Here is a 21,962-nt window from a genome sequence, read left to right as displayed (position 1 = left end):
AACAACTAATAATCTATCGAGCACGGTTGGTGCACTTACCAGCATATCGTTCTTAGGGGGTTTTAGCATCTGAAGGACACCAGGGTATTCCGTGGGCAGTAATGTGGTGTATCTCAGTAGCAGACCCCGCCTATAATTACCGGTGCCCCGTGCTCACCGTTTAGTATTAAGAAGACTGTGCGGTAAAAGCCGCGCACCAAGTACCTTATTTTGTTGACGTGAGGGGAGCTAATGGCTCGCAAGCAATCGCTTTCTGGATTCCCAGAGCACCTACCTGAAGAACGTTTGGTGGAGAATTACGTTCTCGATACTCTGCGCGAAACCTTTGAGCTGCACGGCTTCTCTTCCATCGAAACCCGCTCGGTTGAGACCATCGACCAGTTGCTGCGCAAGGGTGACATCGACAAAGAGGTTTACGCGGTTTCTCGTCTGCTCGATGATGGGGACGATGCCCGTAGCGCGGCCAAAAAAGAGAAGCTGGCACTGCACTTCGACCTCACCGTGCCTTTCGCGCGCTACGTAGTTGAGAATGCCGGCTACCTGAATTTCCCCTTCATGCGCTACCAGATTCAGAAGGTATGGCGTGGTGAGCGTCCTCAGGAAGGCCGTGCCCGCGAGTTCACTCAGGCCGATATCGATGTAGTGGGGGATGGTGCTCTGCCTTTCCGCTATGACGTTGAACTGGCTCTCATCATTGTGGAGTCCCTTTCAAAGCTGCCCATCCCTGACTTCAAGCTACGCGTCAATAACCGCAAGCTCTCAGAGGGCTTCTACCGCGGCATCGGGCTCAGCGATACCCCGGGAGTGCTACGCAATATCGACAAGCTAGAAAAGATTGGCCCGGACGCCGTGGCCCAGCTCCTCAAAGATGAGCTGGGTGCTACAGACGAGCAGGCCCAGGCTGCGCTGTCTTTGGCGTCCATCAGGGCAGAAGATACTTCCTTCGCTGATCAGGTTCGCGCTTTGGGCGTCACAGATGACCTTCTCGAAGAAGGCTTAGCTGAACTGACTGAAGTAATCGGTGAAGCTTCACGTCGTGCCCCCGGCAAGGTCATCGCTGATCTCTCCATCGCCCGCGGCTTGGACTACTACACCGGTACCGTCTACGAAACGGTGCTGGTAGGTCACGAGCAGCTTGGCTCCATCTGCTCCGGTGGTCGCTACGAATCGCTGGCGTCCAACGGAAAGAAAACCTACCCCGGTGTTGGCCTCTCTATTGGTGTCACCCGCGTGGTAGCCCGCATCCTGTCCCAGGGCTTCGCAGCTCCCACCCGTAAGGTGCCCTCGGCAGTTCTGATCGCCCTGACCAACGACGAGATGTGGTCAGGTGCTCAGGACGTCGCTGACCAGCTGCGCGCCCGCGGAATCGCCTGTGAGGTCTCAGCAACCGCAGCGAAGTTCGGCAAGCAGATTAAGTACGCCGAAAAGCGCGGCATTCCCTTCGTATGGTTTACCTCAACCAACGAAGACGGCAGCCTCAAGCACGAGGTCAAAGACATCCGCACCGGTGAGCAGGTTGAAGCTTCACTCGAAAACTGGATGCCTCCGGCAGAAGACCTGCAGGTGCGTATCGTCCCTGCGGATTCCCACTAAACCCACCGGTGCTGTCGCACAGTCCACGGTGCAACCTATACTTAGACATAAAATTCTTTTCACAGAAAAAACAACTGTGATGATGGAAAGGAAGAGCGTGCTACGCACTCACACCCTTGGCGAGCTAACCGCTGAGAACATCGGAGAAACCGTTACCCTATCTGGTTGGGTTTCAAGGCGCCGCGATCACGGTGGTGTTGCCTTCGTAGACCTGCGAGACCGTGAAGGCGTTACTCAGGTGGTCTTCCACAACGAAGCTGACTTTGAACACCTGCGCAACGAATACGTGCTGAAGGTCGTGGGCGAAGTTACCCGCCGCCCCGAGGGGAACGAGAACCCCAACCTGGTCACCGGTGACATCGAGGTTATGGTCAAGGAAACCGAGGTGCTCAACACCGCAGCGCCCCTGCCCTTCCAGATTGATGAGCACGTAGAAGTAGGCGAAGAAGCACGCCTCAAGTACCGCTATCTTGACCTGCGCCGCCCCGAACCTGCCCGCCTGATGCGCCTGCGTTCAGAAGCTAACCGCGCGGCTCGCGAGGTTCTGCACGGTCAGAAGTTCACCGAGGTGGAAACCCCCACCCTGACCCGCTCCACCCCCGAAGGTGCTCGTGACTTCCTGGTCCCGGCACGTCTGGCACCCGGCTCCTGGTATGCCCTGCCCCAGTCCCCCCAGCTCTTCAAGCAGCTGCTGCAGGTAGGCGGCATTGAAAAGTACTACCAGATTGCCCGTTGCTACCGTGACGAGGACTTCCGTGCTGACCGTCAGCCCGAGTTCACCCAACTGGATATCGAGGCATCCTTCGTAGACCAGGAAGACATTATCGATCTAGGCGAGCGTATCGTTGAGGGTGTCTGGAACCTGATTGACGTCAAGGTTCCCCGCCCCATTGAGCGTATCACCTACCAGGACGCCATGGAGAAGTACGGCTCAGACAAGCCTGACCTTCGATTCGGCCTCGAGCTGACCGAGCTGACCGACTACTTCAAGGACACCACCTTCCGCGTCTTCAAGGCACCCTACGTGGGCGCTGTGGTGATGCCCGGGGGCGCTTCACAGGCACGCCGCACCCTGGACGCCTGGCAGGAATGGGCCAAGCAGCGCGGCGCTAAGGGCCTTGCCTATGTTCTGATTCAGGAAGATGGCGAGCTGACCGGCCCCGTAGCTAAGAACATTACTGAAGAAGAGCGTGCCGGTCTGGCAGCAGCAACCGGTGCTCAGCCCGGCGACTGCATTTTCTTTGCTGCAGGTGACGCCAAGTCATCCCGAGCTCTGCTCGGTGCCGCCCGCGTTGAAATCGGTCACCGCACCGGCCTGATCAAGGACGGCGACTGGTCCTTCGTCTGGGTTGTTGACGCACCCCTCTTCGAGTCAGCAGCAGACGCTACCGCCTCCGGCGATGTGGCACTGGGCTCCTCAAAGTGGACCGCCGTGCACCACGCCTTCACCTCACCCAAGCCCGAGTGCCTTGACACCTTTGACCAGGAAGAGGTCACCGGCGAGGCTCTCGCCTACGCCTATGACATCGTCTGCAACGGTAACGAAATTGGCGGCGGCTCCATTCGTATCCACCAGAAGGACGTTCAGGAACGTGTCTTTAAGGTGATGGGCATCAGCGAAGAAGAAGCTGCAGAGAAGTTCGGCTTCCTGCTTGAGGCTTTCTCCTTCGGCGCTCCTCCCATGGGCGGTATCGCCTTTGGCTGGGACCGCGTTCTGCAGCTCATCGGCGGCACCGACTCAATCCGCGACGTCATCGCCTTCCCCAAGACCGGTGGCGGCTTCGACCCCCTCACCGCAGCTCCTGCGCCCATCACCGCGCAGCAGCGCAAGGAAGCTGGCGTGGACTTCAAGCCTGAGGCTAAGAAGGCTGAAGCTAAGTAGCATCTAGGCTTCGAACCTAATTGATAGACGCCGCCCCTGCTCTTTCTCACAAGATGCAGGGGCGGCGCTCTTCTCTTTAAGCCCATGAGAAGACCGAGATGCCAGAACATGACAAAATAGGGGAGTAAGGTACCGTCAAAGGCAGGGGAATAATGCGAGTAGTTCTGCAACGAGTCACTTCAGCAGCGGTTACCGTTGATGGGCAAACGGTAGGTTCCATTGACCGGCCGGGCTTACTAGCGCTAGTGGGTATCACCCACGATGACGGCGAGGCGCAGGTGCAGAAACTCGCCGAGAAAACTGCCCAGCTCAGGCTTCTAGAGGGCGAAATCTCTTGCCTGGACGCTGGTGCCCCGGTGCTGGCTGTCAGTCAGTTTACTCTCTACGCCGATGCCAAGAAGGGGCGCCGACCTTCCTGGTCTAAAGCTGCCCCAGGCCCGCTATCTGAGCCCCTGTTCAACCGCTATGTTGAGGCTTTGCGCGCTCTGGGGCTCGAAGTCGAAACGGGTGTCTTCGGTGCCCAGATGCAGGTGAGTCTCACCAACGACGGGCCTGTAACCCTAATTCTTGATACCGATCAGCTTTAGCCGCACCGGCAGCCCACCAGCAGATACGAGGACGCCGTGGATAGCTCACTTTTTACCTTCAATGATCAGCCAGACGACGGCAACGACTCCCAGGATAACCTGACCCGCCGCGAACGAGCCCCGCTGGCTGTGCGCATGCGCCCACGAACTCTGGACGAGGTGGTGGGGCAGAAGCACCTACTCAAGCCAGGCTCACCGTTGCGGGTGCTAGCGGGGGAGTCCGCAGGGCCAGGCGGGCCGTCGTCCGTCATTCTGTGGGGTCCACCCGGTACCGGTAAAACAACCCTAGCCAACGTCATAGCTCGTGGTGTTGGCCGAAAGTTCGTTGAGCTCTCTGCCATCACAGCAGGGGTGAAGGACGTCCGCGCTGTCATGGAACAGGCGCTAGAAGACAGGGACTACCGCGGCATCACCACCGTTTTGTTCTTAGACGAGATTCACCGCTTTACCAAGGCCCAACAGGACGCCCTGCTACCGGGGGTAGAAAACCGCTGGGTGGTTCTGGTTGCAGCCACTACTGAGAACCCTTCTTTCAGCGTCATATCACCTCTGCTATCCCGCTCCATCCTGTTGACCCTACAGGGCTTGACTGATGAGGATATCGCTGACCTACTGGATAGGGCTTTGGGCGACCCGCGGGGTTTCAGCGGAACCCTCACTCTCGAAGCTGAAGCTAAAGATCACCTGGTGAAGTTGGCTATGGGCGATGCCCGCAAGGCTCTGACCAGTCTTGAAGCTGCCGCAGCCCAGGCTTTTGGGCAGGCTGAGGCCGAGAACCGTGACTACAGCGTCCAGAAACCACTAAAACTCACCATCGAGCACGCCGAGCAGGCACTCAACCAGAGCGCGCTACGCTATGACCGGAACGGGGATCAGCACTACGACGTTACCAGTGCCTTCATCAAATCAATCCGCGGCTCAGACCCTGATGCGGCTCTGCACTACCTAGCGCGCATGATCGTGGCTGGTGAGGACCCCCGCTTCATTGCGCGGCGGCTCATCGTTCATGCCAGTGAAGATATTGGTATGGCTGATCCGAGCGCCCTGACCGCTGCTGTCAACGCGGCTCAAGCTGTTCAACTGGTGGGTTTGCCAGAAGCGAGAATTAACCTGGCTCAGGCAACTATTCACCTTGCTACAGCTCCGAAATCGAATGCGGTCATATCGGCGATTGACTCGGCGATAGCTGACGTTAAAAACGGTAATGCTGGTGTAGTTCCCCTTCACCTGCGAGATGCCCACTACCCGGGTGCTGGCCAGCTGGGCCACGGGCGGGGTTATATTTACCCCCACAATGAACCGAACGGGGTCGCCGCCCAGTCCTACCTACCTGAAACTCTCGGTGGCACTCGGTACTACGCTCCCACGTCCTTTGGGCACGAACGTGCGCTCAAAGACCGCCTGGAAGCCATCCATCAAATTCTGGGCAAGAATCAGCGGTAGGGACGCCGGGGTCAGCAAGAACACAACAACACAGGTAAAGACCATCTAGCAGAGGGTACAGGCTTGGGGTACAGTTAGTACGGTCTGGCAGGCTACCCAAAACGCGGGCTTCTGAAATGAAACCTGATCACCGGGTTGATCGTAGTTGTTTGAGTGCGGCTGCTCGCAACTCTCCACCATCCAAACCGTGGGTGGTTACCGGAGGCCAAGACAACAGAACAAATGGTTCCTTCCACGCAGGGGGAACCAACCGCTAATGAAAGGTAACAGCTGTGGCAAACCACAACCGTACCCGCCGTACCGTGCGTCAGTCACGTGCACTCGGCATTGCACTGACCCCCAAGGCAGAAAAGTACTTCGAGCGTCGCCCTTACGGCCCCGGCCAGCACGGTCGCGCCCGCAAGAAGGCTGACTCGAACTACGCAGTACAGCTGAAGGAAAAGCAGCGTCTGCGCGCACAGTACAACATCCGTGAAGCTCAGATGCGTCGCGCTTACCTCGAAGCTAAGCGCATTGAGGGTCAGACCGGTAAGAACCTGGTTGAGATTCTCGAAACCCGCCTCGACGCACTTGTCCTGCGCTCAGGTTTCACCCGTACCATCGCTCAGGCTCGCCAGGCAGTCGTTCACCGTCACATCATGGTTGATGGCGTTCGTGTTGACCGCCCCTCATTCCGCGTCAAGCCCGGCCAGCTGATCCACGTTCACCCCAAGAGCGAGAAGATGGCACCCTTCCAGGTTGCAGCCACCGGCGCACACCAGGATGTTCTGCCCAATACTCCTCCTTACCTGAACGTTGAGATCGAGAAGCTCCACGCCAAGCTTGAGCGTGCACCCAAGCGCGAAGAAATTCCTGTCATCTGCGAAGAGCAGCTGGTTGTTGAATACTACTCACGCCTTGCATAAGCAATAGCTTCTTAAGGTCCGTACCACTTAGCTGTGGTGCGGGCCTTTTTTGTGAGGTTTACCAGTGGTTGGTTTGCAGAAGTGAATCTAAACCTTGGGTGATGTGATGGGGACTTACCTTTTCGGGACACCAAAGAATAACGCTTCTCGCCACAGGTCAAGTAGTATTGTTATCAATTCGTGTTCTTTTAAGAGCAGTTAGCCAGTCGAGAAAGAGGTGCCCGTGAGTGGTGCAGACATAGCAGGTCTCATAGCAGCAGGTGTTTTTGCTGTACTGGTTGCCTTGCTGGCATTACCTATCCTGAAACTGGGTAAGGTTTTTGACGAACTCACGCTCACCATCAGAAGCCTGAATAACGAAACCACACCCCTCATTGGTGAGGTAACTAAGACGGTTGCTAGCACTAATGCTCAGCTGGATAAGGTAGATAGCATTACAAGCAATGTTTCTGACGCCTCGGCCAACGTCTCAGCGCTGTCATCCTTGGTAACCTCAACCGTAGGTCAGCCGCTGATTAAGGTGGCCTCCTTCTCACACGGGTTACGTAAAGCTGTTAAGGGCGATGGGCCTGCTAGCCGGCCACGCCACCCGGAGGCTGAGTAAAAGTGTCCTTGTGGAAGAACGCTCTGCTCATTGCCGGTGGCGCTGCTGCTGGCTATTTAGCTTCTCGCTCCCAGGACAAGGTGTCTGGTCAATCAACAGAGTTAACGCTGCGCTCTGAGCGTGCTCTGCAAAAGTTTGTCGGTAAGGATGCAGCTGTGGCTCAATTCTTTGACTCAAAATATGGGGCTCCCTTCAAGGCCTCGGCGCTGAGCCTTGTACGCTTCGCCGCTAACGTCAAAGCTGGCATGGATGAAAAAGAAGCCGAGCTCAAGCAGCGTTTTGAAGAACAAAAACAAGAAACACGTCCGGGCTCAATCGATACCTGGGAACAGGGTCAAGGCTCCAACCGAAGCATTGAGACCTATGGCAGCGACGATGTTTTGGAGGGTTCGCTAAGCCACGCACCAGAACCTGAAGCTGATGCCCGTAAGAGGCGTTTGGCGCGGGACGCTGATCTCGGCACAGACTTTTTCTCATAAACTTATTCATCATTTTAGGTAACGAACGTTAGGAAAACAGCTTCGATGCTTTCACAGGAAATCTCAAAGCGCTGGATCGAATTTTTCGAGAAGCGCGGGCACACCGTAGTTCCCTCAGCTTCGCTGGTATCAAACGAGCCCGGTGCAATGTTTACCATCGCCGGTATGGTGCCCTTTATTCCTTACTTCCTGGGGCGCGAAACTCCCAGCTTCTCCCGCGCAACCAGCGTCCAGAAGTGTATCCGCACCCTGGATATTGAAGAGGTCGGTAAGACCGCCCGTCACGGAACCTTCTTCCAGATGGCCGGCAACTTCTCTTTTGGTGACTACTTCAAGAAAGAGGTTATTCCCTGGGCCTACGAACTGCTGACTTCTTCAGTTGAAGACGGTGGCTACGGTCTAGATGCTGACCGCCTCTGGGTCACTGTTTACGAGGGTGACGACGAAGCCTACGATATCTGGGTTAATGATGTGAAGTTCCCCGCCGAGCGTATCCAGAAGATGGGTATGGCTGAGAACTATTGGTCTACCGGTCAGCCCGGCCCCGCTGGCCCTGACTCCGAAATCTTCTACGACCGCGGCCCCGAATACGGTAAAGAAGGCGGCCCCGCAGCTGATGATGACCGCTACATTGAAATCTGGAACCTGGTTTTCATGCAGTACCAGCGCGGTGAAGGTACCGGCAAGGACAGCTTCGAAATTTTGGGCGACCTTCCCAAGAAGAACATAGATACCGGTCTGGGTGTAGAGCGTCTGGCGATGCTGCTGCAGGGTGTAGAAAACTTCTACGAAACTGACCAGGTGCGCCCCGTGCTGGACGCAGCCTCCAAGCTTTCAGGTAAGAAGTACCACGGCTCAGAAAACGCTGAAGATGAGGGTTATATCGAGGACGTACGTATGCGCGTGGTTGCTGACCACATCCGCTCGTCCCTCATGCTCATCGCTGACGGTGTAACCCCCTCCAACGAAGGCCGCGGTTACATCCTGCGCCGCCTCATGCGTCGCGCCATCCGCGCAATGCGCCTGCTGGGTGTTACCGAGCCCTGCCTGCCCGTGCTTTTCCCCGCTTCTCGCGATGCCATGGCTGGTGCTTACCCCGTGGTTGCTGAAGACTTTGATCGTATTTCCCGCATCGCCTATGCAGAGGAAAAGGCCTTCCTGAAAACTATCGAGTCAGGCACTGAGCGCCTTGAAGAAGCTGTTAAGGCTGCTAAGAGCGCCGGCAAGGGCGAGGTTTCTGGTGCAGACGCTTTTGCCCTGCACGATACCTACGGTTTCCCCATTGACCTGACCCTGGAAATGGCTGAAGAGGCCGGCGTCAAGGTTGACGAGGCACAGTTCCGCTCTTTGATGGAGGAACAGCGCCACCGTGCTCAGGCAGACGCCAAAGCAAAGAAGGGTTCCTTCGCTGATCTTTCGGCCTTGCGTGAGCTAGTCGATGAGCGTCCCTCAATCTTTACCGGTTATAACGAACTGCGCACCGAAACCACCCTGCGAGCTATCCTCGTAGACGGCGTCAGCGTCCCTGCGGCTAGCGCAGGGGACCAGGTTGAGATTGTTCTCGACGAAACCCCCTTCTACGCTGAAGCTGGTGGCCAGGCTGCCGATACCGGCGTTATTACTGGCAATGGTTTTGTTGTGGATGTTTCTGATGTTCAGCAGCCGGTCAAGGGGCTCTCAGTCCACCGCGCCACCGTGCGTGAGGGCGAGGTAGTCGCTGGCACCGCTGTTGTGGCGCAGGTCGATGTGCAGCGCCGTGCTGATGGCGAAAAAGCTCACTCCGGCACTCACATTATCCACGCAGCTCTGCACCAGGTACTCGGTAATGAGGCAACCCAGCGCGGCTCCTTTAACAAGGAGGGCTACCTGCGTTTTGACTTTGCCTGGGGCGAAGGCCTATCAGATGCCGCTAAGCATGAGGTAGAAGAGGTTGCCAACACTGCTATCCGCGATAACTTTGAGACCATCACCCGCGAAATGTCACTGGATGAAGCCAAGAACCTGGGCGCAACCATGCTCTTCGGTGAAAAGTACGGCGATTCCGTGCGTGTGGTTGAAATGGGCGGGGAGTTCTCCCGCGAACTGTGCGGTGGTACCCACGTCGGTTCGACCGCTCAGATTGGCTCACTGACCCTGCTCACCGAGCAGTCTGTTGGTTCGGGCAACCGCCGCGTTGAGGCTCTCGTCGGTCTGGACTCTTTCAATCACCTGGCAGCTGAACGCACCCTGGTCAACCAGTTGACCGGCATGATGAAGGTCCAGTCCTCAGCAGACCTCCCCGAAAAGTTGAGCCAGACACTGGCTAAGCTGAAAGAAGCTGAGAAGGAGCTGACCAAGCTTCGCAAGGAAAAGTTGCAGGCAGAGGCCGGCAAGCTCACCGAATCCGCAGAAATGCTGGGCGGTGTGCGTACTCTCTTGCACAATGCCGGTGAACTTGATGCTAACGGTGTTCGTGACCTAGCCCTTGACCTCCGCTCTCGCCTCGGTGAAGATGCCGCAACTGTTGCGGTGACCGGCGTCAATAACGGCCGTCCCGTGATCCTGGTTGCTACTAACCAGGCAGCCCGTGATGCCGGTGTTAAGGCCGGTGCGCTGGTCCGTATCGCTGCCGGTGTACTCGGTGGCGGCGGCGGCGGTAAGGACGATGTCGCTCAGGGTGGCGGTCAGGATGCCTCCAAGATTGATGCCGCCTTCACCGCAATTCGCTCAGCCATCACAGAGCTCGGGGCTTAACCTCGTGAGTTTCACTAGGGGCCGTCGTATGGGAGTCGACGTGGGCAATGCCCGCGTCGGCTTAGCCCTGTGCGATCCAGATGGGATTCTTGCGACGCCCCTAAAAACTCTGCGTCGGGATCTTAAGAAGGATTCCGACCGCAGAGTACTCAGGAAACTTATTGAGGTTCACGAAATAACCGAGGTTTTCGTTGGCCTGCCGCGCACCATGAAAGGTGGGGAAAGCCCATCGACTGTGATGGCACGCGACTATGCAGAGCAACTCGTCTCTGAGATGAATGGTGAAGGCCGATCAGTCCCTGTATGGCTCATCGATGAAAGACTGACTACGGTGAGCGCTCATCGATCCCTGCACGAGGCCGGGGTATCATCTCGGGACTTCAAGACGATGGTTGATCAAGTAGCTGCGGTCAACATCCTGCAGTCGGCCTTAGATACCATCAAAGCCGGTCAACAACTAGCTGGCTACCGGGTGGTTCCACAGGAACTTCTCAACTCACAAGACTCAACCGTACACAACGACGAAACGGAGAACCCGAATGTCTGAGAACTCGAGTTCTAACCGCCCGCCGCGTCCCTCACGACCTACCCGAGATCAGCAAACCGATTTAGGAGGTATCCTTGGGGGATCCTCCGAAACTGCCCACGATGGTTTCATGGGGATTGAGGTTGAGCAGGATGAAGTTACTTCAGAAGAACGTCAGCGCGTAAAACGCCGTAGCCGCAATGCTTTTATTTCGGCTGTACTTGTCTTTGCCGTCGCCCTGGTGATGGTCGTTGCCATTATTTCTCCTCGCCTGGGATGGTTTGAAAGAAAAGATTATAGCGGCGATGGTAACGGGACCACCGTGACGTTTACTATTGCTGAAGGCTCTTCAAATATTGGTATCGCTAACTCTCTGGAAGAACAGGGAATTATTGCTGATGCCGGCAGGTTCCTGGAAGTATACTCCGAGACAACTTCTGACCAGTTTTTCCAGCCGGGGGAGTACGAGCTCCAAAAGGAGATGAGTAGCTCTGCTGCTCTCAGCGAGCTGCTTAACCTGGATGAGGCGAACACCAATTACGTTGCTGTTTCCCGCACCTGGCGTATGGACGAAACATTTGACGCCCTGGCAAAGGGCACCGGGATCAGTGCCGGTGAATTTGAGTCTTTGGGTAACTCACCTGATGCCTTTGGTATTCCTTCTAACTTCCCCACGATCGAGGGTTTCTTGTACCCCGGTGAATATCGCTTCCCCAAGGACGCTACCGCCGAAGAGATCTTGCAGACCATGGTTGATCAAACCAAGGAGCAGCTTGAGGCCGATGGCGTGACCGGTGACGACCGTATTTTCCATGTACTAACCGTTGCCTCCATCCTGGAGTTCGAAGGTATTGAGAAAGACTACGCGCCCATCGCCGGTGCCATTGAAAACCGCATGAATAACCCAGACGGCGAAACATCAGGCTATCTGCAGTCCGACGCCACCGTGGCCTACGGCCTAGGGATCAAGAGCTACCACATTTCCAAAGAGCAGAAAGCTGACTCCTCGAACAAGTACAACACCTTCTACTACAAGGGATTGCCTGAGGGCCCAATCGGCTCACCTGGCGAAGCCGCTATCAAGGCTGCTGCTAACCCCGAGAAGAATGACTACTACTTCTGGGTGACAGTTGACCTCTTCACCGGTGAGACCCTCTTTGCTGAAACCTACGAAGAGCATCTGGATAATGTAGAGATTTACGATGAGTTCTGTGAAAACAACAAGAATGTGTGCCAGTAAATGACCCTTCTGTCAGGTGTGGGCCCCAAGGCGTTTGTCTTGGGGTCTCCCATTAGCCATAGCAAGTCTCCGCTCCTCCACCAAGCTGCTTACAGTGCCCTGGGCGAACCTATTGAATACCAGCGTCAAGAGACGCAGGGGGAAGATCTGCCTGCGGTTTTTGCCCAGCACGGTCCCCACGACGACACCTGCGGTTTCTCTGTGACTATGCCGCTCAAAACAGCCGTCCTAGACTACTTGGACGAGCTAACTCCCTTTGCCCAGGCAGTCGGTGTAGTTAACACCATTTACTGGAGAAAGGGTGTTAAGGGGTGGAGCGCTTGGGGGCACAACACCGATGTATCAGGGATCGTGAATGCTCTGAAGACCGCTGGTGCCCCAGCAGAAGTGCAAACCGGAGCAATTATTGGCGGGGGAGGCACAGCGACCGCGGCCCTCGCCGCTTTAGCCTACCTGGGGCTTAAGAGGGTAGACGTTTTTGTGCGAAACCCTGACCGAGCTCAAAGTGTCGTGGAGACGGCTCAGAGGCTAGGCGTTACTGTGCAGTTTGAGCCTATAGAAGCTTTTTCTCACCAGTGTTCACTTTACGAAGTCTGTATCTGTACTCTGCCAGCCGGTGCGGCTGACCACCTAGTGTCTGACACGACCTCGCCCCTGAGGTCGCAGTTGGGGGTTCTGCTCGATGTCACCTACGATCCTTGGCCCTCACCTCTTGCTCAGCGCTGGCAAGAAAGAGGTGGAAAGGTAACCTCTGGCCTAGAAATGCTGATGTATCAGGCAGTTGACCAGGTCAAGCTATTCACGGGGCGTAACTTAGAAGAGCGGTTGCCGAGCGAAGATAAGGTGATAGAGGCGATGCGCAGTGCCGTTGGGCTACCTCCGGCTGAGATTTCACCGCAGATGGTCTGGGATCCTCTCAAGCTAATTCGCTCCTAAAAAGTCCCAAATAACGGCCCCGGTTTGCACCAACCGGTTAAGTTTGAAAATCTTAGAAACAATACATACGACAGACGAATGAAGGTGGCAGATGCTACGTTGGCTATCAGCCGGTGAATCACACGGTGAGGCACTGGTAGGAATCATCGAAGGTGTACCAGCCGGAGTCGAGCTCACCAGCGCTATGGTAAGTGACGCTCTGGCCCGCCGACGGCTAGGGTATGGCCGTGGCGCCCGCATGAAATTCGAAGAGGACCGTGTACGCATTCTTGGCGGCGTCCGTCATGGGATTACCCAGGGCGGGCCGGTTGCCATTGAAATTGCTAATACCGAGTGGCCCAAGTGGAAAGATGTGATGTCATCTGACCCTGTTGACCCCGCTCTGATTGAAGGCCGTGCCCGGAATGCTGCACTGACACGCCCGCGCCCCGGCCACGCCGATTTTGCCGGTATGCAGAAGTATGACTTCGCTGAGTCCCGCCCCGTACTGGAGCGCGCTTCAGCCCGCGAAACCGCAACCCGTGTTGCTCTGGGCGTTGTTGCTTCTCAAATATTGAAGTCACTCGGCATCTCGTTGGTAAGCCATACCACCGCTATCGCTGAGGTGGCTGCACCCGTGGACGCGGCGCGTCCGCTACCTTCGGACCTTGAATACCTGGATGCTGACCCACTGCGTTGCTTCGATAAGGAAGCCAGTGATGCCATGGTTGAGACCATCGACCGTGCCCACAAAGACGGCGAAACGCTGGGCGGCGTGGTTGAGGTTCTTGCCTACGGTATGCCCCCTGGGCTAGGTTCTTACGTCCACTGGGATCGCCGACTCGATGCTCGTCTGGCTGCGGCGCTCATGGGTATTCAGGCAATCAAGGGTGTTGAAGTTGGCGACGGTTTCCTTACCGCTGCCCGCCCCGGAACCCGCGCTCACGATGAAATCGTGCCGGGTGAGAATGGCGTGACCCGCCAGTCAAACCGTGCCGGAGGCATAGAAGGTGGTATGAGCATCGGTGACCTTCTGCGCGTACGCGCTGCCATGAAGCCAATTGCTACCGTACCTAAGGCGCTTGCTACCATCGACACTTCAACGGGTGAGGCAGCTACAGCCCACCACCAGCGCTCTGACGTTTGTGCTGTTCCTGCTGCAGGCGTGGTTGCCGAAGCTATGGTGGCTCTGGTGCTGGCTGACGCGGCTCTTGAAAAGTTCGGTGGCGACAATATCGCTGAGACCCGCCGCAATATGGAGTCCTACCTATCAGCTATCCCTGAGTCTTTAGCCTGGGAGTCTAACGTGGCTGGATGGGACAGCTAAACCATGACCCCCCGATCCCGTGAACACGCGATCGATATGACCGGAGGGCTTGCGCCCAACCAGGTGCGCGAGGTTCAAGAAACCTACATCGAGAAATCCCGACCGGTGGTTATTATCGGTCCCATGGCAGCCGGTAAATCCTACATCGGTACGCACCTCGCGCGCTTTTATGGTTATGAGTTTATTGACTCTGATCACCTCATCGTTGATAAATACGGTGAAGTCTCTCAAATCTTCACTGACTTCGGTGAAGATGAGTTTAGGCGCATGGAGGCTGAAGTTATTCGTGAGGTCCTGACGTCCCCGTCCCGAAGGAACACTATTTTCTCTTTGGGTGGGGGAGCTCCTATGACGCCTGAAACGGCGGAGCTCCTGCGGCAAGAAACGGTTATTTACATCAAGGTTGATGCAGAGACCGTTGCACCGCGTATTATCCACGGGCGGGCACGCCCGCTTTTGCAACCCAATCCAATTGAAAAATGGTCGGAAATTTTTGAAGCTCGACGTGAGCGTTTTGAAGAACTGGCCAGCTACACCTTGGATGCCAGGGGTGGTCGCAGTATCTCAGATATGGCAGCTGAAATTCAGAACTTTATTCTTCGATCCAGAAAAGGGCAGGTATGAGCACCGAAGCTAGCACCCGCATCAGCGTGACCGGCAGCCAAGCATCAGAAAATTACGATGTGCTGGTAGGGCATAATTTGCTGGGAGAAATCCCGGGTATCTTAGGCCAGCGCACCCAGCGTATCTTGGTGATCCACCCGCGTGCTCTGCGGTCGACCGGTGAGCTCGTGATGGAAGATATGCGCAAGGCTGGTTTTGAAGCCTTTTCAGCAGAGATTCCTGATGCTGAGGAGGGCAAACATATTCAGGTTGCCGCCTTCTGCTGGAAGGTATTGGGGCAGAACGATTTCACCCGCACTGACGCCATTATTTCAGTGGGCGGCGGGTCCGTGAGCGATGTCGCGGGCTTCGTTGCAGCCACCTGGCTCAGGGGCATCAGGGTTATTCATATCCCCACTACACTCCTAGGCATGGTGGACGCCGCGGTGGGGGGTAAAACCGGCATCAATACCGCTGAGGGTAAGAACCTGGTGGGTGCCTTTTACCCGCCCGCTGCCGTCCTCTGCGAACTGGGTGTGCTCAGAACCCTGCCTGAAAACGAATTGCTCACCGGCATGGCTGAAGTCGTTAAGTGTGGGTTTATTGCTGACCCAGAGATTCTGAAACTGATTGAAGATAACCCCGAGAAGATCAGGGATTCTCAGTCTCTGGTCGTTCGCGAGCTGATTGAACGGTCGATCAGGGTAAAAGCTGATGTTGTCTCGGAAGACCTTAAAGAGAGCGGGCGTAGGGAGTTCTTGAACTACGGTCACACGCTGGGCCACGCTATCGAGCATGCCGAGCGCTACCAGTGGCGTCACGGTGCTGCGGTTGCTGTGGGCATGGTCTTTGCTGCAGAGCTGTCACTGGCAGCCGGTTACCTGGACGAAGCCACGGTGGACCGTACACGGGCCATCTGCGAGTCGTTAGGGTTACCGGTTAGCTACCCGGCAGATCGCTGGAGCAAGCTTCTTGAAACGATGCGTCGTGACAAGAAAACTCGCGGTAACCTGCTGCGGTTTGTTGTGTTGGAAGGTCTGGGTAAGCCCCGCATCTATGAAGTACCTGAAGAGTCAATCCTTTTTGCGACCTACCAAGAAATAGCTGAGTAGAAATAGGGTGCAACTGCAGGGTGGTTAGCCTATCTGTAACAAGGGAACAGCTCTGAGGTGAAAAACTCACCCCTGGTTGAAGCAAGTAGGGGAGTGAGCAGGTAGACTTGAGCACGGTTTACCCCATGCTTATTGAAAATTTATTGTGAGGAGCGTCTGTTGGCTACTACCGCAGATATCAAGAACGGTGTTGTTCTCAAGATTGATGGAAACCTCTGGTCCATCGTTGAGTTTCAGCACGTCAAGCCCGGTAAGGGTGGCGCATTCGTGCGCACCAAGATGCGTAACGTGACCTCCGGCAAGGTAGTTGATAAGACTTTCAACGCTGGTGCTAAGGTCGAAACTGCAACCGTTGATCGCTCTGATTACCAGTACCTCTACCAGGACGGTACCGACTACGTCTTCATGGACATGAAGACTTACGACCAGATCAACGTTTCAGAGACCGTTGTTGGTGATGCCGCTAAGTTCATGCTGGAGAACCAGACTACAACTATCGCAATGCATGAAGGCTCACCTCTCTACATTGAGCTTCCCGCCTCAGTCGTTCTCGAAATCACCTACACTGAACCCGGTCTACAGGGTGACCGCTCAACCGGCGGTACCAAGCCCGCAACCGTTGAGACCGGTGCTGAAATTCAGGTCCCACTCTTCCTAGAGACTGGCACCAAGGTTAAGGTTGATACCCGTACCGGCGATTACCTCGGTCGCGTCAACGACTAATGAATTCAAGAACTAAAGCTAGACTTCGCGCGCTAGAGGTTCTTTTTGAGGCTGAGCAGCGCGGTGAGGGCGTGATTGATGTTCTCACCAGTCGCAGGCTTCATACCTCAGCGCAAATATCCCTCTACTCTGAGCAGATTGTTCGAGGGGTTCGTGACCGTGAAGAGGAAATCCGTGAGTACATTGAGACATACTCACAGGACTGGACCATGGACCGTATGCCCAGCGTAGACCGTATTGTTCTACTGATTGGCGCTTGGGAACTCCTCTTCAATGATGAGATTCCTGATGCCGTTGCCATTTCAGAAGCAACTGGTCTGGCACGCATGCTCTCCACCGACGACTCACCCAAGTTCGTCAACGGTTTGCTAGACCGCTTGCGCCAGGTTAAACCAACTCTCCTTGCTTAACTGCTCATGAGTGCCGCACCTTTTCGGTGCGGCACTTTTTGTGTCTTAATGCTTCACAAGGTATGGCTTGGTGTTTTATACAGCGAGCAACACTTTGTATGAAGAGACGCGCATGATAAGTTTGGTTCACGACAGCAACCTTTAAGTCCGTCCTGTGAGGCGGGGAAGGAGGCCGGCGACCAATGAGCGATACCAGAAGTGTATCTTCAGCAGGGTCACAACGTGTGATTCTGGAATCTGCCGACATCGATCGCGCGCTAACCCGAATAGCGCATGAAATTCTTGAGGCTAATAGGGGTGCCCAGAACCTGGTCATCTTGGGTATACCCCGCCGCGGTTACCCGCTAGCTCAGCGACTAGCCCAAAAAATCTCAGATACTGATGCATCATTCAACCCGGCAATGTCGCTGGGACAGCTCGATATAACGATGTATCGTGACGATTTGCGTTCTAAGCCAGGGCGAACCCCCGAACCTACACGTCTGCCACCTCTTGGCCTTGACGGTAAAAATGTTTACCTGATTGATGACGTCCTTTTCTCTGGCCGTACTATTCGTGCAGCCCTTGACGCTTTACAGGATTACGGACGCCCCGCCTGCGTGCGCCTGGCAGTTCTTGTTGATAGGGGCCACCGCCAACTACCCATCAGGGCTGATCACGTGGGCAAAAATCTACCCACGAACTCAGATGAATCGGTCAAAGTTCTCTTGGAGCCCATCGACGGTGTAGCCGATCAGGTGGTTATTATTCAGCCCGGTGCAGAGACAGGGGAACAGCTCTAATGCGTCATTTACTCGATACTAAAGACCTGAGTCTGGCTGATGCTCTGAACATCCTTGATACAGCCGACTACATGGGCGAAATCGGTCAGCGCGAAGTAAAAAAATTGCCGGTTCTTCAGGGACGCACTGTCGTCAACCTCTTCTTCGAGGACTCCACCAGAACCCGCCTTTCTTTTGAAGCGGCAGAGAAGCGGCTGTCGGCGGACATCATTAACTTCTCAGCTAAAGGTTCATCTGTTTCTAAGGGTGAATCACTTAAAGATACAGCTCAGACCCTTGCTGCCATCAATGCGGATGCTGTTGTAATTAGGCACAGTGCTTCTGGCGCTCCTCAGCGTCTGGCTGAGGCTGGGTGGATTGATGTTCCGGTTCTCAATGCCGGTGATGGAACCCACGCCCACCCTACCCAGGCTCTGCTTGATGCTATGACCCTGCGCCAGTTTCGTGCCCAAACAACGGGGGCTGAAACCAGAGGGCTTACTCTTGAGGGGATGCGTGTCGCTATAGTGGGCGACATCCTGCACTCCAGGGTGGCGCGTTCTAACCTCTGGCTTCTGACAACTCTGGGGGCACAGGTCAAGTTCGTCGCTCCACCTACTCTTTTGCCGGTAGAAACAGAAGACTGGCCCTGCCAAATTTTCTATGACTTCGATGAAGCTATTGAATCTGGGGCTGATGCTGTCATGATGTTGCGCATCCAAAAAGAGCGCATGCATAACGCCTTCTTCCCCAGCAGTGAGGAATACTCAAGACTGTGGGGCCTGACACCCGAACGTTTCGCTCGCCTGGACGCCGCGGACCATGAGACCGCTGTGCTCCACCCTGGCCCCATGAACCGGGGTCTAGAAATTAGCGCTGAAGCAGCTGACTCAGACCGCTCATGGGTGCTACGACAGGTCACCAACGGGGTTTCTGTGCGTATGGCGGCGCTTTACCTCCTGATGACCGGTGGCAAAGCAGCCGACTTTTACCCCGGTGCCTAAACCCTAGATTGAAGAAAAGAGAACACCGTGACTAAACCATCTACCTATCTCATCAAGGGCGCTTCACTGCTGGGCGAACGTGAGGCGGACATCCTCATTCGTGACGGTTTGATTGCCGAAGTAGGGGCTGATCTGTCAGCGCCTGAAGCAGACATCATTGACGCTGCCGGTCTTATTGCTCTGCCCGGTCTCGTAGATCTGCACACCCATTTGCGGGAACCAGGCTTAGAAGATGCTGAGACCGTAGAAACCGGTAGCCGTGCTGCGGCACTGGGAGGTTACACCGCTGTATTCGCTATGGCTAATTCCAACCCCGTAGCCGATACCGCTGGTGTTGTTGAACAGGTTTACGAGCTGGGCAGAAAGTCAGGTTGGACCGAGGTGCAGCCCATCGGTGCCGTTACTACAGGTCTAGCCGGTGAGCGCCTGTCTGAGATTGGAGCTATGGCAGAATCTCGCGCCAAAGTGCGAGTATTCTCGGATGATGGCATGTGCGTGTGGGACCCGGCCCTTATGCGGCGAGCCCTTGAATACGTCAAAACCTTCAACGGTGTCGTTGCCCAGCACGCCCAGGAGCCCCGTCTAACCGAGGGCGCTCAGATGAACGAAGGCAAAGTCTCTGCAGAGCTTGGCCTTGCTGGCTGGCCTGCTGTGGCAGAGGAATCCATCATTGCCCGGGACGTCCTGTTGGCTGAACATGTGGGTTCACGACTGCATATCTGTCACCTTTCCACTAAGGGATCGGTTGAGATCATTCGCTGGGCTAAAGAACGCGGCATTGATGTTACCGCTGAGGCTACCCCCCACCACCTGCTACTGACCGATGAGCTCGTGCGCACCTACGACCCTGTCTATAAGGTCAATCCACCGCTGCGCACCGAGGAAGATGTTATGGCGCTGCGTCAGGCTGTTGCGGACGGAATCATCGATATTATCGGCACCGATCACGCGCCTCACCCCACCGAATCTAAGGATTGTGAGTGGGCCTGTGCTGCTAACGGTATGACCGGGCTTGAGCAGGCGCTGTCGATTGTCCAGAAAACCCTGGTTGATACCGGCCTCATCTCCTGGGCTGATGTGGCTCGTATTATGAGCACTAAGCCAGCTGAAATTGGCCTGGCAACGGGGCAGGGGCGTCCTCTGGAAGCCGGTGAACCAGCCAACCTGGTTTTGGTTGACCCCGCCGCGGCTCGCACTATTGACCCACAGGCTCAAGCGACCAAGGGCAAAAATAACCCCTACCGAGGATTGGAAGTCCCAGGCGCCGTCATGGCAACCTTCTATGGTGGTCACCCGGTGGTTCAAGACGGCAAGCTGACCACTCCCGTGGTTCACTCTGGCAACTAGGGAATCGAAGGTAGATTCGTGGACAGACTCCTACCAGTAACTCTTCTAGTACTGCTCTGTGCCCTCATATTTTGGGGCATGTGGGCTGGCTGGAAGGGGCGTCAAAAACGTCAGAAAGGCACGGGAGTTCTTGCTCCTGTCCCTGACCGATACGAGGATGCCGAAAGCCTGCTTGCCGTCCCCGGTGTTTACATTGCTACCACCCGCATGGGGGACTGGCTGGACCGTATCGCTACTAACACTCTCGGTGTTAAGGCAGCCGGCACCCTTTTTATCTTCGAGGACGCTGTGGTTATCGCTAGAGATGGCGCTCAAGACCTCTGGGTACCAGCCAGTGACATTCTTGCGGTACGAACAGAGGCCGGCATGGCCGGTAAGTTCGTGGAGAAAAACGGTCTCGTGATGCTGTCCTGGGATCTCAACGGCACGCCCGTTGATACCGGATTCCGCACCCGTTTTGCAGCCGATAAAAAGACCGTTCTCGCCACTATTCAGCAGATTGCACCTCAGGCCCTAGAAGAGCTACCGGCGCCTTCTGCCTAAATCTATAAATCTTTGGGGCTAGCCCCCACACCCGACCAACCTACGACAGGAAGTACGCGAATGACCCAGTTAGCACCCAGCGAGCGTGCAGCGGTTCTCGTATTAGAGGACGGCACAGTATTCCGCGGCCAGAGCTACGGAGCTACCGGAAGTACCCTCGGCGAAGCAGTATTCTCCACCGGCATGACCGGTTACCAAGAAACCCTGACTGACCCCTCCTATGCGGGCCAGATTGTGGTGCAGACTGCGCCCCACATCGGCAACACCGGTGTCAACGAAGAAGATGCCGAATCTCGTAAGATTTGGGTTTCAGGCTACGCTGTGCGTGATGCAGCGCGTCGAGCCTCTAATTGGCGCTCAGAGCGCACTCTAGATGAGGAGCTTGTTGAGCAGGGGATTGTTGGCATTCAAGGCATTGACACCCGTGCACTGACCCGCCACCTGCGGAGTGCAGGAGCTATGCGCGCCGGTATCTTTACCGGCGAGCAGGCACTGGCTTCAACCGAATCACTGGTGGAAAAGGTCAAGGCGAGCGCCCAGATGCAGGGGCAGAAACTGGCTGATACGGTATCCATCGATCAGGCTTACACCGTTGAACCAGCCGACCAGGGCTGGGAGGGGGAGCCCAAGGCAACCCTGGTTGCCCTTGATCTAGGGATTAAAGCCATGACCCCCAAGCGTTTTGCTGAGCGAGGGGTGCGCGTGCACGTCCTACCGGCAACTGCCACCCTAGAAGATATCAAGTCCTACCGGCCGGATGGCGTTTTCTTCTCCAACGGCCCCGGTGACCCAGCGACCGCTGACGACCAGGTTGCCCTGCTTCAGAGCGTCCTGCGCACCGGTACCCCCTTCTTCGGCATCTGCTTTGGTAACCAGCTGCTTGGCCGGGCCCTGGGCTTTGGCACCTACAAGCTTCCCTTCGGTCACCGGGGTATCAACCAGCCGGTCATGGATCGTACCACCGGTAAAGTCGAAATTACCGCCCAGAACCACGGCTTTGCAGTGGATGCGCCCCTGGACGGCGCAGTTGAAGCTCCCCACGCTGAGTTCGGCAGGGTTGAAGTTTCACACATCGGTCTCAACGACCAGGTCGTTGAAGGGTTGCGCTGCCTAGATATCCCAGCTTTCTCTGTGCAGTACCACCCAGAGGCAGCAGCTGGTCCCCACGACGCAGCCTACCTCTTTGACCGCTTTATTGACCTCATGCTTGAGAAGAAGAACTAGG

21 protein-coding genes are annotated in these 21,962 nt (G+C 55.9%); all 21 read left to right on the top strand.

All coding sequences use genetic code 11. The annotated features are described in order from the left end of the window. Window positions 1–231: 231 nt before the first annotated feature. The 21 genes from hisS to carA all read left to right on the top strand — a co-directional run bounded on the left by hisS (window position 232) and on the right by carA (window position 21,961). On the top strand, window positions 232–1,593 hold the full coding sequence (gene hisS / locus L6990_RS08355; RefSeq protein WP_237203664.1) for a histidine--tRNA ligase: 1,362 nt from the start codon (window positions 232–234) through the stop codon (window positions 1,591–1,593). Between the two features lie 97 nt (window positions 1,594–1,690). Then, window positions 1,691–3,475 (top strand): aspartate--tRNA ligase, encoded by a 1,785-nt coding sequence (gene aspS, locus L6990_RS08350; protein ID WP_237203663.1) that lies wholly within the window; start codon window positions 1,691–1,693, stop codon window positions 3,473–3,475. 152 nt (window positions 3,476–3,627) lie between these two features. Next, window positions 3,628–4,062 carry a D-aminoacyl-tRNA deacylase gene (gene dtd / locus L6990_RS08345; protein WP_237203662.1) on the top strand — a complete coding sequence of 145 codons (435 nt, stop codon included), beginning with the start codon at window positions 3,628–3,630 and terminating at the stop codon, window positions 4,060–4,062. 36 nt (window positions 4,063–4,098) lie between these two features. Further along, on the top strand, window positions 4,099–5,505 hold the full coding sequence (locus tag L6990_RS08340) for a replication-associated recombination protein A (protein ID WP_440480492.1): 1,407 nt from the start codon (window positions 4,099–4,101) through the stop codon (window positions 5,503–5,505). 272 nt (window positions 5,506–5,777) lie between these two features. Next, window positions 5,778–6,410, top strand: a complete 633-nt coding sequence (gene rpsD, locus L6990_RS08335) for a 30S ribosomal protein S4 (protein ID WP_237203661.1) — start codon at window positions 5,778–5,780, stop codon at window positions 6,408–6,410. A 223-nt stretch (window positions 6,411–6,633) separates the two neighbouring features. Continuing rightward, window positions 6,634–7,014 (top strand): DUF948 domain-containing protein, encoded by a 381-nt coding sequence (locus L6990_RS08330; RefSeq protein WP_237203660.1) that lies wholly within the window; start codon window positions 6,634–6,636, stop codon window positions 7,012–7,014. A 2-nt stretch (window positions 7,015–7,016) separates the two neighbouring features. Further along, window positions 7,017–7,493, top strand: a complete 477-nt coding sequence (locus L6990_RS08325) for a hypothetical protein (RefSeq protein ID WP_237203659.1) — start codon at window positions 7,017–7,019, stop codon at window positions 7,491–7,493. Between the two features lie 45 nt (window positions 7,494–7,538). Next, window positions 7,539–10,226 (top strand): alanine--tRNA ligase, encoded by a 2,688-nt coding sequence (gene alaS, locus L6990_RS08320; RefSeq protein WP_237203658.1) that lies wholly within the window; start codon window positions 7,539–7,541, stop codon window positions 10,224–10,226. A gap of 28 nt (window positions 10,227–10,254) precedes the next feature. Continuing rightward, the gene (gene ruvX, locus L6990_RS08315) at window positions 10,255–10,773 is read left to right on the top strand and encodes a Holliday junction resolvase RuvX (RefSeq protein ID WP_237203657.1); all 519 of its coding nucleotides are present in this window, start codon (window positions 10,255–10,257) and stop codon (window positions 10,771–10,773) included. Further along, window positions 10,766–11,992: an endolytic transglycosylase MltG gene (gene mltG, locus L6990_RS08310; protein WP_237203656.1), complete on the top strand. Its 1,227-nt coding sequence runs from the start codon at window positions 10,766–10,768 to the stop codon at window positions 11,990–11,992. The genes ruvX and mltG overlap by 8 nt, the downstream gene beginning before the upstream one ends. After that, window positions 11,993–12,928, top strand: a complete 936-nt coding sequence (locus tag L6990_RS08305) for a shikimate dehydrogenase (RefSeq protein WP_237203655.1) — start codon at window positions 11,993–11,995, stop codon at window positions 12,926–12,928. A gap of 91 nt (window positions 12,929–13,019) precedes the next feature. Next, window positions 13,020–14,234 carry a chorismate synthase gene (gene aroC, locus L6990_RS08300; RefSeq protein WP_237203654.1) on the top strand — a complete coding sequence of 405 codons (1,215 nt, stop codon included), beginning with the start codon at window positions 13,020–13,022 and terminating at the stop codon, window positions 14,232–14,234. A 3-nt stretch (window positions 14,235–14,237) separates the two neighbouring features. After that, window positions 14,238–14,858 (top strand): shikimate kinase, encoded by a 621-nt coding sequence (locus L6990_RS08295; RefSeq protein ID WP_237203653.1) that lies wholly within the window; start codon window positions 14,238–14,240, stop codon window positions 14,856–14,858. After that, window positions 14,855–15,949 (top strand): 3-dehydroquinate synthase, encoded by a 1,095-nt coding sequence (gene aroB, locus L6990_RS08290; protein WP_237203652.1) that lies wholly within the window; start codon window positions 14,855–14,857, stop codon window positions 15,947–15,949. Before L6990_RS08295 ends, aroB begins: the two co-directional genes overlap by 4 nt. A 159-nt stretch (window positions 15,950–16,108) precedes the next feature. Further along, window positions 16,109–16,672, top strand: a complete 564-nt coding sequence (gene efp / locus L6990_RS08285; RefSeq protein ID WP_237203651.1) for an elongation factor P — start codon at window positions 16,109–16,111, stop codon at window positions 16,670–16,672. Beyond that, entirely contained in the window at window positions 16,672–17,082 is a 411-nt protein-coding gene (gene nusB, locus L6990_RS08280) for a transcription antitermination factor NusB (protein WP_237203650.1), read from the top strand. The genes efp and nusB overlap by 1 nt, the downstream gene beginning before the upstream one ends. A gap of 182 nt (window positions 17,083–17,264) precedes the next feature. After that, on the top strand, window positions 17,265–17,864 hold the full coding sequence (pyrR, locus tag L6990_RS08275) for a bifunctional pyr operon transcriptional regulator/uracil phosphoribosyltransferase PyrR (RefSeq protein WP_237203649.1): 600 nt from the start codon (window positions 17,265–17,267) through the stop codon (window positions 17,862–17,864). Beyond that, window positions 17,864–18,847 (top strand): aspartate carbamoyltransferase catalytic subunit, encoded by a 984-nt coding sequence (locus L6990_RS08270; RefSeq protein WP_237203648.1) that lies wholly within the window; start codon window positions 17,864–17,866, stop codon window positions 18,845–18,847. The genes pyrR and L6990_RS08270 overlap by 1 nt, the downstream gene beginning before the upstream one ends. A 27-nt stretch (window positions 18,848–18,874) precedes the next feature. Next, a complete protein-coding gene (locus L6990_RS08265) occupies window positions 18,875–20,194 on the top strand; it encodes a dihydroorotase (protein WP_237203647.1) in 1,320 nt (439 codons plus the stop codon). 18 nt (window positions 20,195–20,212) lie between these two features. After that, window positions 20,213–20,737: a PH-like domain-containing protein gene (locus L6990_RS08260; RefSeq protein ID WP_237203646.1), complete on the top strand. Its 525-nt coding sequence runs from the start codon at window positions 20,213–20,215 to the stop codon at window positions 20,735–20,737. A 60-nt stretch (window positions 20,738–20,797) separates the two neighbouring features. Then, window positions 20,798–21,961, top strand: a complete 1,164-nt coding sequence (gene carA, locus L6990_RS08255) for a glutamine-hydrolyzing carbamoyl-phosphate synthase small subunit (protein ID WP_237203645.1) — start codon at window positions 20,798–20,800, stop codon at window positions 21,959–21,961. Window position 21,962: the final 1 nt, after the last annotated feature.

Origin of the sequence: Rothia endophytica (genome assembly GCF_928381505.1) — a bacterium.
In the GTDB taxonomy this organism is placed as follows: Bacteria; Actinomycetota; Actinomycetes; order Actinomycetales; family Micrococcaceae; genus Rothia; species Rothia endophytica_A.
This window is presented reverse-complemented; position numbering and strand designations above follow the sequence as displayed.

Coding starts and splice junctions, on each gene's coding strand:
- hisS (WP_237203664.1), top strand. CDS start 232: ATGGCTCGCAAGCAATCGCTTTCTGGATTCCCAGAGCACCTACCTGAA.
- dtd (WP_237203662.1), top strand. CDS start 3,628: ATGCGAGTAGTTCTGCAACGAGTCACTTCAGCAGCGGTTACCGTTGAT.
- alaS (WP_237203658.1), top strand. CDS start 7,539: ATGCTTTCACAGGAAATCTCAAAGCGCTGGATCGAATTTTTCGAGAAG.
- ruvX (WP_237203657.1), top strand. CDS start 10,255: ATGGGAGTCGACGTGGGCAATGCCCGCGTCGGCTTAGCCCTGTGCGAT.
- mltG (WP_237203656.1), top strand. CDS start 10,766: ATGTCTGAGAACTCGAGTTCTAACCGCCCGCCGCGTCCCTCACGACCT.
- L6990_RS08305 (WP_237203655.1), top strand. CDS start 11,993: ATGACCCTTCTGTCAGGTGTGGGCCCCAAGGCGTTTGTCTTGGGGTCT.
- aroC (WP_237203654.1), top strand. CDS start 13,020: ATGCTACGTTGGCTATCAGCCGGTGAATCACACGGTGAGGCACTGGTA.
- L6990_RS08295 (WP_237203653.1), top strand. CDS start 14,238: ATGACCCCCCGATCCCGTGAACACGCGATCGATATGACCGGAGGGCTT.
- aroB (WP_237203652.1), top strand. CDS start 14,855: ATGAGCACCGAAGCTAGCACCCGCATCAGCGTGACCGGCAGCCAAGCA.
- nusB (WP_237203650.1), top strand. CDS start 16,672: ATGAATTCAAGAACTAAAGCTAGACTTCGCGCGCTAGAGGTTCTTTTT.
- pyrR (WP_237203649.1), top strand. CDS start 17,265: ATGAGCGATACCAGAAGTGTATCTTCAGCAGGGTCACAACGTGTGATT.
- L6990_RS08270 (WP_237203648.1), top strand. CDS start 17,864: ATGCGTCATTTACTCGATACTAAAGACCTGAGTCTGGCTGATGCTCTG.
- carA (WP_237203645.1), top strand. CDS start 20,798: ATGACCCAGTTAGCACCCAGCGAGCGTGCAGCGGTTCTCGTATTAGAG.